Origin of the sequence: Pseudogulbenkiania subflava DSM 22618 (assembly GCF_900177275.1) — a bacterium.
Lineage (GTDB): Bacteria > Pseudomonadota > Gammaproteobacteria > Burkholderiales > Chromobacteriaceae > Pseudogulbenkiania > Pseudogulbenkiania subflava.
Genome location: NZ_FXAG01000004.1, coordinates 114801 through 128125 on the forward strand (window position 1 = coordinate 114801; position 13325 = coordinate 128125).

The following is a 13325-nucleotide window of genomic DNA, read 5'->3' on the forward strand; positions in this document are numbered from 1 at the left end:
CCCGCCGGGGGCGGGCGCAGCAGATCGAGAGCCGGTTCTCAGAAAGGCAACGGGAATCAGAACGGCAGCTTCATGCCCGGCGGCAGGTTGAGGCCGGCGGTGAAACCAGACATCTTATCCTGGGTGGTGCTTTCCACCTTGCGTACCGCGTCGTTGACGGCGGCGGCGATCAGGTCTTCCAGCATTTCCTTGTCGTCCTTGGCGTCTTCCAGCAGGCTGTCGTCGATCGCCACGCGCTTGACGTCATGCTGGCAGGTCATCACCACCTTGACCAGGCCGGCGCCGGACTGGCCTTCGACCTCGACCTTGCCCAGCTCTTCCTGGGCCTTCTTCATGTTTTCCTGCATCTGCTGGGCCTGCTTCATCAGGCCCGCGATACCACCTTTTCCGAACATGGGCTACAACTCCTGCACAGGTTGAATCGTCTCGGTGAGCAGCACGGCGTTGAATTCGCCGACCAGCTGCCGCACCACGGGATCGTTTTCGAGATTGACGCGCGCCGCCGCCAGCTGTTCCTGGCGGAAACGCGCCTCGCGCATCGCCGGGGTTTCCATCCCCAGCTCCTCCACGCTGACCGACAGCTCCGGCGCCTGGCCGAAGCGTTCGGCCAACGCGGCCTTGAGTTTTTCCTGGTAATCGCGCGTGGCGAGGTGGCGGAAGCTCTCCGGCACCGCCAACTGCAAGCGCCGTCCATCCCAGGATTTGAGCACCGCGTTATGCGCCAGCATGCGGCTGGCCCCCATGCGCGCGCCCAGCTCGGCCACCAGGGCCGCCCAATCGCCATCGAAGACGTAGGGCTCGGCGGCGGCAGGCGCTGCAACCGGCTCCGGCCACGCCTCGGCATCGCTATCGCCCGCGCTCACCCCCGCCTGCCAGGCTTCGGCGGCGACATCGCCGGCGTCGTCGGGAGCATCCTCCCACGGCGCCAGTTCGACCGACGGCGGCGTGGGAGGCTCGGACTGAGTGGCGGGAGCCGGGGCCGCCGGCACCGGCACCGGCACGGATTCGACGCGCGCCGGCTCGGGGTCGGGGTCGGCTGGGGTGGACTCGTCCGGCGTGGCGGGCGCACTGCGCGCCGCACCGTTGCGGCCGGACAGGCGCGCCAGCAAGGCCTTGGCAGCGGAAGCCCCCTCCACCGACGGCTCACTCGGCGCGGCCGGCCGGCTTGCCGGCTCGGGACGGCTCGCCGCCGCACGCGGTGCCGGCGTGCTGTCGCCCGGCGCATTCAACGGATGAAACGCCAGCATGCGCAGCAGCGTCATGGTGAAACCGGCGTGTTCGTCCGGCGCCAGGGCCAGGTCCTTGCGGCCATGGATGGCGATCTGGTAGTAGAGCTGCACGTCTTCCGGCGCGATCAGTTGCGCCAGTGCCAGCACCGCCTCGGCGTCGGGATCGTCGCCGGTGATGGCGGCCGGCACCGTCTGCGCCAGCGCGATCTGCTGCAACAGCAGGGCCAGTTCGCCCAGTGCGCTGTCGAAACCGACGCCGCGCTCGGCCAAGGCCTTGGCCTCCTCGATCAGGCGTGGGCCGTCGGCCTCGGCCAGGGCTTCCAACAGGGTATAGAGGTAGGCACGGTCGACCGCGCCCAGCATGGCGCGCACCCCGCCCTCCTCGACCTTGCCAACGCCGTAGGCGATGGCCTGGTCGAGCAGCGACAGCGCGTCGCGCATCGAGCCGGCGGCGGCGCGCCCGAGCAGCGCCAGGGCCGGCGCCTCGTAGCTCACCTGCTCCATGTCGAGCACGCGTGCCAGGTGGCCCGCCACCTGCTGCGGCGTCATGTTGCGCAGCGAGAACTGCAAACAGCGGCTCAACACCGTCACCGGCACCTTCTGCGGGTCGGTGGTGGCGAGGATGAACTTGACGTGGGCCGGCGGCTCTTCCAGCGTCTTCAACATGGCGTTGAAGGCGCTCTTGGAGAGCATGTGCACCTCGTCGATGATGTACACCTTGTAGCGCCCCGAGGTCGGCGCGTACTGGGCGTTTTCCAGCACTTCGCGGATGTTGTCGATGCCGGTATTGGATGCGGCGTCGATCTCCAGCAGGTCGACGAAGCGGCCGGCGTCGATCTGGCGACAGGCGGAGCACTCGCCACACGGCTCGGCACCGACGCCGGCCTCGCAGTTGAGGCTCTTGGCCAGAATCCGGGCGATGGTGGTCTTGCCCACGCCGCGCGTGCCGGTCAGCAGGTAGGCGTGATGCAGCCGCTCACCGGCCAGGGCGTTGGTCAGGGCGCGCACCACGTGCTCCTGACCGACCAGGTCGGCAAAGCGTTTCGGGCGCCATTTGCGGGCAAGCACTTGATAAGTCATGGTGGCGGATTCTAATTCCAATTGGCAGGCAAGGCGACCCTTTTCGTCGCTGCCCGACGTCACGGCGCCGGTGTCGAAACCGGCTGCTGGCTGAGGAACTGCTGCGCCAGATAACGCTCGCGGATGGCGGCTGCCACCTCCTGCGCCGCTTTGGCGTACAGGGTGCTCTTGTTGTAGCGGGTGATGACGTAGAAGTTGTTCAGGCCGAGCCAGTATTCGGTCACGCCGGGCGCGGTTTCCAGTGGTACCAGCACCGCCGGCACCTGGTCGCCCACCGGCGCCTCCGGCTGAACCCCCATCTGCTTCAGCTCGCCCACGGTATAGTGCAGGTTGAACTTGTCGGCCACCAGCTGATCGACCTGCGCCCCCGGCTGCACGCTGGCCGGCAGGATGACGTCATCGCCGTGGCGCCAGCCGTGCAGCTGGAAGTAATGCGCCACGCTGCCGATCACGTCCGGCACGCTGCCCCAGATGTCGCGATGGCCGTCGCCGTCGAAGTCCACCGCCCACTTGCGGTAGCTCGACGGCATGAACTGCGGCCAGCCCATGGCGCCGGCGTAGGAGCCTTTCAAGAGCAGCGGATTCTTGCCCTCTTCCTTGGCCAGGCGCAGGAACTCGGTGAGTTCGCCGCGGAAATACTCGGCGCGGCGCGGGTAGTCGAAACCGATGGTCGACAGGGCATCCACCACGCGGAAACTGCCGGTGCTGCGGCCATAACCGGTCTCGATGCCGATGATCGCCACCACCACCTCCGGCGCCACGCCGTAGGTCGCCTCGGCCCGTTCCAGCGTAGCGGCATTCTCCTTCCAGAACGCGGCGCCGCCATCGATCAGGCGGTCGTTGAAAAACGCCGGCCGGAACTGGTACCACGGCCGCGAGGTGGACGGGCGGTCGAGTATCTGCAGGATGTTGGGCTTGGTTTCGACGTTGGCGAACACCGCCTCCAGCTCGGGGCGGTCGAACTGGCCGCTGGCCACCTGTTCGTCGATATAGCGTTGCACGTCGGCCCGGGCGAGAAACGCCGCGTCGGCCAGCGCCAGCGAGCTGGTCAGGGCGAGCGTGGCGGCAGCCAGGCAGGTAAGGAGTTTCATCAGGGCGTTCCGGTAAGACATCCGCCGGCACCACGCCGACCGACTGGGTTTATTGATAGGATAGCGCGCTCGACACCAGGCGCGAGGTAATGTCCACGATGGGAATGACGCGCTCGTAGGCCATGCGGGTCGGGCCCACCACGCCGAGCGTGCCCACCACCTGGCCGTTGATGCAGTAAGGCGCGGTGACGATCGAGCACTCGCCCAGCGTCACCACCCCCGACTCCTCGCCGATGAAAATATTGACCCCCTGCGCGTTGCGGCTCTGGTTGAGCAGCTCCAGCAGCTCGGTCTTGCGCTCGAAGGTCTCGAACAGCTCGCGCAGCCGCGTCAGGTCGTCGGAGAGATCGCTGACGTTGAGCAGGTTGGTGCCGCCGGCGATCACCACCGAGGCCGGCACATCGCTCATCGCACTCTGGCCGAAGCGGATCGCCGCCGCCATCAGTTCGGTGATATCCCCCTTGAGCTGGTGCAGCTCGCTCTCCATACGCTGCGCGATGCTGGACAAGCCCTGACCGGCGTAGTGCTGGTTGAGGAAGTTGGCGGCCTCGATCAACTCGGTCGGCGAGTAGTCGCGCGACGGATTGAGCAGGTGATTCTGCACGTCGCCGTCCATGGTCACCAGGATCAGCAGGATGCGCCGCTCCGACAGGCGCAGGAACTCGACCTGGCGGAACGCCACGTCGAGGCGCTGCGGGGTGATCACCACGCCGGCGAAATGGGTGAGATCGGACAGCAGCAACGAGGCCGACTGGGCGATGCGCTGCGGGCTGTCCGGCTGCAGGCTGTGCTCGAGCTCGTGCAGCGTGCCCTCTTCCAGCGGCCGGATGGTCAGCATCCGGTCGACGAACAGACGGTAGCCCTTGGCGGTCGGCACGCGGCCGGCCGAGGTGTGCGGCGACGCGATCAGCCCCATCTCTTCGAGATCGGCCAGCACGTTGCGAATCGAGGCCGGGGACAAATCCAGCCCCGCCACCATGGCCAGCGTGCGCGAACCGACCGGCTGCCCGTCGGCGATGTAGCGCTCGACCAGAGCTTTCAGCAGGCGTTGCGCGCGTTCGTTCAGCATGCCAATCATTTTACACGTCCCCCGTGGAGTGAGAAGTGGCTGCATTCCCCGGCATTTCAAGCGCCTCCCGGCAGATCGCGTTTGGCCGGCGCGCGCATGCGCGCGTTTGAGCGCCATGGGCTTTGTGCGATAATCCGGCGGTACGTTTTATCAAACCCGATTTTTGGAGACAGCATGGCGGAGCGTTCCGAAGACAAGAGCAAGGCCCTGGCCGCGGCCCTTGCCCAGATTGAGAAGCAGTTCGGCAAGGGCTCGATCATGCGCATGAGCGACAACCAGATCACCGAGAACCTGCAGGTGATCAGCACCGGCTCGCTCGGTCTCGATCTGGCGCTGGGCGTGGGCGGTCTGCCGCGCGGCCGCGTGGTGGAAATCTACGGCCCGGAATCGTCTGGCAAGACCACGCTGTGTCTGCAGGTAGTGGCTGAAGCTCAGAAGCTGGGCGGCACCTGCGCCTACATCGATGCCGAAAACGCGCTCGACCCGACCTACGCCCAGAAGCTCGGCGTCAACGTCGAAGACCTGCTGATCTCGCAGCCGGATACCGGTGAACAGGCGCTGGAAATCTGTGACATGCTGGTGCGCTCCAGCGGCGTCGACGTGATCGTGGTCGACTCGGTGGCGGCGCTGGTGCCGAAGGCCGAAATCGAAGGCGAAATGGGCGACAACCACGTCGGCCTGCACGCCCGCCTGATGAGCCAGGCGCTGCGCAAGCTGACCGGCAACATCAAGCGCACCAACACCCTGGTGATCTTCATCAACCAGATCCGCATGAAGATCGGCGTGATGTTCGGCAGCCCGGAAACCACCACCGGCGGCAACGCGCTGAAGTTCTACGCCTCGGTGCGCCTCGACATCCGCCGTATCGGCGGCATCAAGAAGGGCGAGGAAATCATCGGCAACGAGACCCGCGTCAAAGTGGTCAAAAACAAGGTGTCGCCGCCGTTCCGCCAGGCCGGCTTCGACATCCTGTACGGCGAAGGCATCTCGCGCGAGGGCGAAATCGTCGAGCTGGGCGTGGAGCACGGCTTCATCGAGAAATCCGGCGCCTGGTACAGCTACAACGGCCAGAAGATCGGCCAGGGCAAGGACAACACCCGTCTGTGGCTGAAGGACAACCCGGCCATCGCGCGCGAGGTCGAAGGCAAGATCCGTGAAGCGGTCGGCATCAATGTCGCCATCACCGAAGGCCAGCCGGAAGAGGAAGAGCTGGCTGACGACATGTTCTGATCCGGCGCATGACGAAAAGCCTGAAAGCGCGGGCCGTCGACCTCCTCTCCCGGCGCGAATATTCGCGCCGGGAACTGGAGCGGCGGCTCGCGCCGTTTGCCGAGAGCGCGGAACAGTTGGCCTCCCTGCTCGACGAGCTGGCGGCCAACGGCTGGCAATCCGATCGCCGTTTTGCCGAGCAGTTTGCCGACGTCAAGGGCCGCAAGTACGGTAGCCGCCGCATCGCCCAGGCGATGCGCGAAAAAGGACTGGACCGGGACGCGATCGAAACGGCGCTGGCGCAGCAGGACGACACGGCCGTGGCGCTCTCGCTGTGGCAGCGCAAGTTTGGCGTCCCGCCCGCCACGCCCCAGGACAAGATGAAGCAAATGCGGTTTCTCGCCACGCGCGGCTTCCCGATGGACGTGATCCGCCGGGTGCTGCAAGGCGCGGTGGACGAGGACTTTACCGACGCAGAGGATTAGGGCGATGCCAATCAAGACCATCGACAGCCGTATCGACATCCAGGCCAGCCCCGACCAGGTCTGGCAGGTGCTCACCGACTGGCCCAGCTATCCGTACTGGAACCCGTTCATCGTTGGCCTGCACGGCAAGCTGCAGCGCGGTGCGCGGCTGTGCGTCACGGTACATCCGCCGCAGGCGCGACGCATGACCTTCCGCCCCACCCTGATCGAGCTCGAGCCGGGTCTCAAGCTGGTCTGGCGCGGCACCTTGCTGGCCCAGCCGCTGTTTTGCGGCGTGCACGCCTTCGAACTGGAGACGCTGGATGCCGGCACCACCCGGCTGCACCAGCGCGAGACCTTCCAGGGCCTGTTGACCCCGCTGTTTTCCGAAACCCTGCTCAACCACACCCGAAACGGCTTCGTCGACATGAACGAAGCCGTCAAGAAGCGGGCCGAAACCCTTGCCAGCACCGGGACGGCTTGACACAATCGAGCCATGCTCGATGTAGTGCGCCGCAACAACCCGGTTGGCGGCCCGTCTTAGACCCTGACGAAACAACATTTATGAAAACCTCTGAAATTCGCCAGAAGTTTCTGGACTTTTTTGCCTCCAAGGGCCATCAGGTCGTGCCCTCCAGCAGCCTGATCCCCGGCAACGACCCGACCCTGATGTTCACCGTGGCCGGCATGGTCCAGTTCAAGGACGTGTTCCTCGGCTTCGAGAAGCGCGACTACACCCGCGCCACCACCAGCCAGAAATGTCTGCGTGCCGGCGGCAAGCACAACGATCTGGAGAACGTCGGCTATACCGCGCGCCACCATACCTTCTTCGAGATGCTGGGTAACTTCAGCTTCGGCGACTACTTCAAGCACGACGCTATCACCTACGCCTGGGAGTTCCTGACCGGCGAGCAGTGGCTGGCCCTGCCGAAGGAAAAGCTGATGGTCACGGTGTACGCCAGCGATGACGAGGCCTTCGACATCTGGCACAAGACCGTCGGCCTGCCGGTAGAAAAGATCGTGCGCATCGGCGACAACAAGGGGGCGGCGTACGCCTCCGACAACTTCTGGACCATGGGCGATACCGGCCCGTGCGGCCCGTGTACCGAGATTTTCTATGACCACGGCGAGGAAGTCGCCGGCGGCCCTCCGGGCAGCCCGGACGAGGACGGCGACCGCTTCATGGAAATCTGGAACAACGTGTTCATGCAGTTCAATCGTGACGAGACCGGCACGTTGCACCCGCTGCCGAAGCCGTCGGTGGATACCGGCATGGGCCTGGAACGTCTGTCCACCGTGCTGCAACATGTGAAGTCCAACTACGAAACCGACGCCCTGGCCTGCCTGGTGCGCGCCGCCGCGCGTGAGACCGGCGTCGAGTACAGCCAGAGCGTGCCGTCGCTGAAGGTGATCGCCGACCACATCCGCGCCTGCAGCTTCATGATCGCCGACGGCATCCTGCCGTCCAACGAAGGCCGCGGCTACGTGCTGCGCCGCATTGCCCGCCGCGCCATCCGTCACGGCTACAAGCTGGGTCAGAAGGGCCTGTTCTTCCACAAGATCGTGGCCGACCTGGTGGAAGAAATGGGCGGCGCCTACCCGGAACTGCGCCAGCAGCAGGCCTACATCGAAGACAACCTGCGCGCCGAGGAAATCCGCTTCGCCGAGACGCTGGAACACGGCATGGCGCTGGTGGATGCCGCGCTGCAGGGGGGCAAGACCCGCATGGACGGCGCCACCATCTTCAAGCTGTACGACACCTTCGGCTTCCCGGTTGACCTGACCGCGGACATCTGCCGCGAGCGTAATATCGAAGTGGACATGGACGGCTTCGAGCGCGAGATGAACGCCCAGCGTGAACGCGCGCGTGCCGCCTCCAGCTTCAAGATGACCGGCAACCTCGAGTATGCCGGTGCCGACACCCGCTTCCATGGCTACGAAACCGCCAGCGTCGACGCCAAGGTGCTGGCGCTGTTCAAGGGCAGCACCCCGGTCGAGCAGTTGGCCGAAGGCGACGAAGGCGTGGTGGTGCTGGACGACACCGCGTTCTACGCCGAGGGCGGCGGCCAAGTCGGCGACTGCGGCGAGATTTCGGTGAGCGGCGGCGTCGGCGCGCTGTTCGACGTGACCGACACCCAGAAGATCAAGGCCGCCACCTTCGGCCACAGCGGCCGCGTGGTGCGCGGTGCGCTGCACGTCGGCGACACGGTGCAGGCCACCATCGACCTGCACAAGCGTCTTGCCACCGCGCGCAACCACTCCGCCACCCACCTGCTGCACGCGGCCTTGCGTCACGTGCTGGGCAGCCACGTGGCGCAGAAGGGTTCGCTGGTGAACGCCGAGCGCACCCGCTTCGACTTCGCCCACGGCGAGCCGGTGTCGGCGGCGCAGATCGCCGAGATCGAACGCGTGGTGAACCGCATCGTGCTGCACAACGTCGAGGTATCGGCCAACGTAATGGCCTACGACGACGCCATCCGCGCCGGTGCCATCGCGCTGTTCGGCGAGAAGTACGGCGACGAGGTGCGCGTGCTGAAGATGGGCGAATTCTCCACCGAACTGTGCGGCGGCACCCACGTCAAGCGCACCGGCGACATCGGCTTCTTCAAGATCGTGGCGGAAGGCGGCGTGGCCGCCGGCGTGCGCCGCATCGAGGCGGTGACCGGTGAAGGCGCCGTGGCCTACGCCCAGCAGCAGGAAAGCCTGCTGAAGGAAGCGGCCGGCGCGCTGAAGGCGCAGAGCAGCGAGGAAGTGGTCAGCCGCATCGGCAGCCTGCAGGACAACCTGAAGACGCTGGAGAAGGAGCTGTCGCGCCTCAAGGCCAAGCTGGCCGCCTCGGCCGGCGACACCCTGGCCGACAGCGCCGTCGAGGTCGGTGGCATCAAGGTGCTGGCCGCTGAGCTGGAAGGCGCCGACAACACCGCGCTGCGCGAGACGCTGGACAAGCTCAAGGACAAGCTCAAGTCGGCCGCCATCGTGCTGGCCGCCAAGGGCGATGGCAAGGTCTCGCTGGTGGCCGGCGTCACCGCCGACCTGACCGGCAAGATCAAGGCCGGCGAGCTGGTCAACTTCGTCGCCCAGCAGGTGGGCGGCAAGGGCGGCGGGCGTCCCGACATGGCCCAAGCCGGTGGCACCCAGCCCGAGAAGCTGGCCGAGGCACTGGCCGGCGTCAACGCCTGGGTGAGCGGCAAGCTGTAAGCCGCCCCGGAACGCGCCAAGCCGCGCAACCGGGACAGAGCCGCATGGAATTCCATGCGGCTTTCAGGCAGCCGACAAAGAACCTGTTCAGATTCTACCGGACCCGGCAAAGCCGGGCCGCTCCTGATCAGATCTTGAATCCGCAGCCTTCCTGTTTACATGACAAACCCCTTCCGCTTCGCAAAAGGGGCTTGTCCGCGATCTCAAAGCCGCATGGATTTCCATGCGGCTTTTTTCATACCCGGATACCGCTCTTCGGCCAACCTTTCCCCGTCACGGCCGCCGGCTCACTTGCTGCGACCGACCACCCCCACCCCACCGATCACCAGCGCCGCGCCCAGCACCTGCAACCCTGTCAGGCTCTCGCCGAGGACGAGCCACCCCATCGCCATGGTCAGCACCGGCCCCAGCGTGCCGACCGAGGCCGCCTTGCCGGCGCCGAGCTGGCGGATCGCGACGTTGAGGCACCACACTGGCAGCACCGTGCTGAACACCCCCATGGCGAACCCGATCAGGTACACCGGCCCGGGCAGAAGCAGCGCCGTCAGCGGCGTGGTCACGGCGAAGTGGACGAACACCGCCAGGCACGCCACCAGCGTCGCCAGCGCGGCGAAACGGGTGGCACCGATGCGGGCGATCGCCTCCCCCGAGCCCACCAGATACAGGGCATAGCTCACGGTGCTGGCGACGACCCAGGCCAGGCCGATCAGCGCTTGGCTACCCAGCCCGGCGTCACGCAGATCCTGCATGAAAGCCAGGGCGATGCCGAGATAGGCCAGCCCGACCCCCAGCCACACCTTGGCCGGATAGCGCTTGCCCAGCCACAGTACCGAGATGAACAACACCAGCGTCGGGTAGAGAAACAGCGTCAGCCGCTCCAGCGCCGCCGAGACGTATTGCAGGCCGATGAAATCCAGCAGGCTGGAGAGGTAGTAGCCCAGCAACCCCAGCAGTGCCAGTTGCTGCCAGTCGCGCCGCTCCAGGCGGCGCGCGCCGCCGGCCACGCCGCTGCGCCACGCCATCAGCAGGAAAAACGGCAGTGCGAAGGCCATGCGCAGCACCAGCAGGGCTTCGGCGCCGGCGCCGTAGCGATACCCCAGCTTGACGAACACCGCCTTGGCGGAAAACCCCAGCGCCGCCAGCAGGGCCATCACCACACCTTTGTTTTTCGCGAAGGCGGCACGGCCATCCAGTGGCAGCGGTTTCTGTGCTTCGATCATGTCAGGTTCCTTGTTTTCTCCTTATTATGGCGAGAAGCACCGACACGCCGTTATGTTCTTGGCGTAACCTGGCTTCACCAAACACGAAGGCTCAACGAGGGTTCGTGTTTCCGCGACCGGCACGCCCACTGCCGTCGCGGCTCACCGATCAATCCGCGAACCCGCCCCTGCGCGGAAACACCTCGACATGCGACTCGACTTCATCGACCTGAAACTGTTCACCACCCTGGCCGAGAGCGGCAGCCTGACCGAGGCCGCCGAACGCTTCCCGATGGCGCTCTCCGCCGCCAGCCAGCGCCTGAAAAAGCTGGAAGACCTGTACGGGGTGCAGTTGGTGGAACGCCACTCGCGCGGTATCGCCCTCACCCACGCCGGCGACCTGCTGCTGCATCACGCCCGGCGTCTCTTGCTCGGCACCGAGCAGCTGAACGGCGACATGGGGCGGCTCAGCCAGGGCGTGCGACGGGAAATCCGGCTGATGGCCAACAGCGTCGCCAGCCACGAATTCCTGCCGGACCTGCTGGGCCGCTTCCTGGCGGCGCAGCCCGAACTGGATGTCGTGCTGGCCGAGCGCCCGAGCCGCGACATTGTCACGGCAATCGAAGACGGCGAGGCCGATATCGGCATCCTGGACGGCAGCCTGGGGGTGGAACGGCTGCCCCTGCTGCCGTTTGCCCGCGACCGCCTGGTGGTGATTTGCGGCCCCGCGCACCCGCTCCACGGCACGGCTTCGGTCGCGTTCGCTACCTTGCTCGATCACGCCTTCGTCGGTCTGACCGAAACCAGCGCCATGCAAGGCTTCGTGGAAAGCATGGCGCGGCGCAAGGGCAAGGCGCTGCGCCTGCGGCTGCGCGTTTCCAGCTTCGCCGCCGTGGCCACGCTGGTGGGACGCAACGCCGGGCTCGCCATCCTGCCGGCCCGTTCGGCGCGGAGTCTGGCCCAGAGCCATGCGCTGCACGTGGTGGAATTGACCGACCCGTGGGCGATACGCGAACTGCAGCTGTGCGTGAAAGACATCGACAGCCTGCCGGCGCAGGCACGGCTGCTGCTGGACGCACTGCTCAGCGCCGATCACAGCGAACCGGCGTCAGACTAGCGAGCGCAGCCACGAGTAGCTGTAGAGGCCCAACAGGGTCATCAGCAGCGAGCCCATCACGTGCGCCAGGATGGCCGCCACCGCCCAGCTCAAACGCCCCTGCTGCAACAACTCCACCACCTCGGCCGAGAACGTCGAAAAGGTGGTCAGGCCGCCCAGGAAGCCGGTCACCAGCAACAGGCGCCATTCCGGCGGCAGGGTCGCATGCTGCGCCAAGAGGGCGATGATGAAGCCGATCAGGTAGCCCCCCAGCAGGTTGGCGCACAACGTGCCGAGTGGCAGCGACGGCAACAGCGCGTTCAGGCGCAGGCCCAGCATCCAGCGCAACAAGGCGCCACTCGAAGCGCCGACACAGATGGCGAGAATCTTGGTCATGGGCGTGTGTGGCGTGAGGAGAGTCATAAGACATTGTTGTACAGCCGCTTCGCCATCACAACCACGGCGGCGCCGTGGCCAGCCGAGCCGATCCATCAAGGCACCTTCTGGTATGCCCCACGGCAGACTGCGCGTGCGCAGCACGCTCAGCCGCTTGTCCTGGACAGCGATGTTGCCGGCGCGGCGGCCGTGCCGTTCGCTCGGAAAGAACCCGCAGGCGATGGGGATGGCGCCGTCCTCGCTGGGACGCTCGGTGGGGCCGAGCGATTCGCGCGCCACGATGTCGATGCGCAGGGCCGGATCGCGATCGTCACGGCGCATGGTGTCGATCCGCCGATCGAGCCCTTGCGCCTGCTCGACGTTGTCGCGGCGCCAGTCGTAGGGAACAGGTAGTAGCGCCGTATGAGCGGCTCTTATTCCTTAATGCAGTTTGTGGACGTAGAGCGTGTCCGCCTCGACGACCCGTGCATGGATATCGTGAGCCTGGATCTCACCCGCCTCCACGACCGGCCCATCGATGTCCTCGCCATGCGGGCCGTCGAACTTCCCCTTCACCTCGTAGACCACCCTGGCACGTACATCGTCGGCGTGAACGTCGTGTGCCCGAATCACCCGCGCGCGCACCACATCGCTGTGGATATCGTGGGCGTACACGACCTGCGACCGACGGCGTTGACGGTGGAAGTAGGGAACATATTCGTCGTTATACCAAGAGTCCTCGACGAAATAGGCCGGCCGGCCGCAGGCTTCGTACTTGCGGCAATACTTGCGCCACTCTTTCGTCTCATACCGAGGCACGTGCAGATAGATCGGCTGCGGCACCACTGGCGCCGTCTCGATCACGACGGGCTCGGGATAGACCAGCACCGGACGCGGCGCGCCGCCGATGTCGATGCGGCCATAGAAACCGGGTTGGCCGACGCTGAGGGATAGCGCGGTATCGGCGAAAACCGGGATGGCGGCTAGCGCCATCGACGCGGCAAGCAGGAAACGTTTCATGGTTGATGACCCTTTGTCACGGTGGCTTGGGCGTCGCGCGCGGCGAGCCCATGACACGATTATCTCGCTGGGCATGTTAGCGGGAGCACGCCAGGACAGTTGTAAAAAGGTGTGAACAAATATGAATGGCCGTGCGGGGCTCCTGACTCAGCATCGCCGCAATCGCGACCCAGGAGTACCGTCTGCGCTCCCATCGCCAATCGACCATAACCGGCTGCAGCCAGTCGACATGCCGCTGCAACTGATCACAGGCGCCGGCATCGCCGAATCGTCGCGCGGCTGACAGCCGAGTATC

12 protein-coding genes are annotated in these 13325 nt (G+C 66.0%); 5 read left to right on the forward strand and 7 right to left on the reverse strand.

From position 1 onward, the window contains the following. Positions 1–56 precede the first annotated feature (56 nt). The 4 genes from B9N72_RS05175 to hrcA are packed head-to-tail and all read right to left on the reverse strand — an operon-like array spanning position 57 to position 4469. Positions 57–395: a YbaB/EbfC family nucleoid-associated protein gene (locus B9N72_RS05175; protein WP_085275362.1), complete on the reverse strand. Its 339-nt coding sequence runs from the start codon at positions 393–395 to the stop codon at positions 57–59. Positions 396–398: 3 nt separating this feature from the next. Beyond that, positions 399–2309, reverse strand: coding sequence for a DNA polymerase III subunit gamma/tau (gene dnaX / locus B9N72_RS05180; protein WP_085275363.1), 1911 nt, complete (start codon positions 2307–2309; stop codon positions 399–401). A gap of 59 nt (positions 2310–2368) precedes the next feature. After that, the gene (gene mltB / locus B9N72_RS05185) at positions 2369–3400 is read right to left on the reverse strand and encodes a lytic murein transglycosylase B (RefSeq protein WP_085275364.1); all 1032 of its coding nucleotides are present in this window, start codon (positions 3398–3400) and stop codon (positions 2369–2371) included. Positions 3401–3449: 49 nt separating this feature from the next. Beyond that, positions 3450–4469, reverse strand: a complete 1020-nt coding sequence (gene hrcA, locus B9N72_RS05190) for a heat-inducible transcriptional repressor HrcA (RefSeq protein ID WP_085275365.1) — start codon at positions 4467–4469, stop codon at positions 3450–3452. Between the two features lie 174 nt (positions 4470–4643). Between hrcA and recA the strand changes: the two genes are divergently transcribed. The 4 genes from recA to alaS all read left to right on the forward strand — a co-directional run bounded on the left by recA (position 4644) and on the right by alaS (position 9340). Then, the gene (recA, locus tag B9N72_RS05195; RefSeq protein WP_085275366.1) at positions 4644–5699 is read left to right on the forward strand and encodes a recombinase RecA; all 1056 of its coding nucleotides are present in this window, start codon (positions 4644–4646) and stop codon (positions 5697–5699) included. An 8-nt stretch (positions 5700–5707) separates the two neighbouring features. Beyond that, on the forward strand, positions 5708–6163 hold the full coding sequence (gene recX / locus B9N72_RS05200; protein ID WP_085275367.1) for a recombination regulator RecX: 456 nt from the start codon (positions 5708–5710) through the stop codon (positions 6161–6163). A 4-nt stretch (positions 6164–6167) separates the two neighbouring features. Beyond that, a complete protein-coding gene (locus B9N72_RS05205; RefSeq protein ID WP_085275368.1) occupies positions 6168–6626 on the forward strand; it encodes an SRPBCC domain-containing protein in 459 nt (152 codons plus the stop codon). 80 nt (positions 6627–6706) lie between these two features. Further along, positions 6707–9340 carry an alanine--tRNA ligase gene (gene alaS / locus B9N72_RS05210; RefSeq protein ID WP_085275369.1) on the forward strand — a complete coding sequence of 878 codons (2634 nt, stop codon included), beginning with the start codon at positions 6707–6709 and terminating at the stop codon, positions 9338–9340. Positions 9341–9627: 287 nt separating this feature from the next. On the opposite strand, the gene B9N72_RS05215 is transcribed toward alaS, so the two are convergent. Next, a complete protein-coding gene (locus B9N72_RS05215; RefSeq protein WP_085275370.1) occupies positions 9628–10560 on the reverse strand; it encodes a DMT family transporter in 933 nt (310 codons plus the stop codon). A gap of 187 nt (positions 10561–10747) precedes the next feature. Here B9N72_RS05215 and B9N72_RS05220 point away from each other — a divergent pair, with 187 nt between their 5' ends. Beyond that, positions 10748–11656 carry a LysR substrate-binding domain-containing protein gene (locus B9N72_RS05220; RefSeq protein ID WP_085275371.1) on the forward strand — a complete coding sequence of 303 codons (909 nt, stop codon included), beginning with the start codon at positions 10748–10750 and terminating at the stop codon, positions 11654–11656. Here B9N72_RS05220 and crcB read toward each other — a convergent pair. Beyond that, positions 11648–12031 carry a fluoride efflux transporter CrcB gene (crcB, locus tag B9N72_RS05225; protein ID WP_085275533.1) on the reverse strand — a complete coding sequence of 128 codons (384 nt, stop codon included), beginning with the start codon at positions 12029–12031 and terminating at the stop codon, positions 11648–11650. The genes B9N72_RS05220 and crcB overlap by 9 nt on opposite strands. A gap of 420 nt (positions 12032–12451) precedes the next feature. Next, positions 12452–13030 (reverse strand): hypothetical protein, encoded by a 579-nt coding sequence (locus B9N72_RS05230; RefSeq protein WP_143477755.1) that lies wholly within the window; start codon positions 13028–13030, stop codon positions 12452–12454. Positions 13031–13325 lie beyond the last annotated feature (295 nt).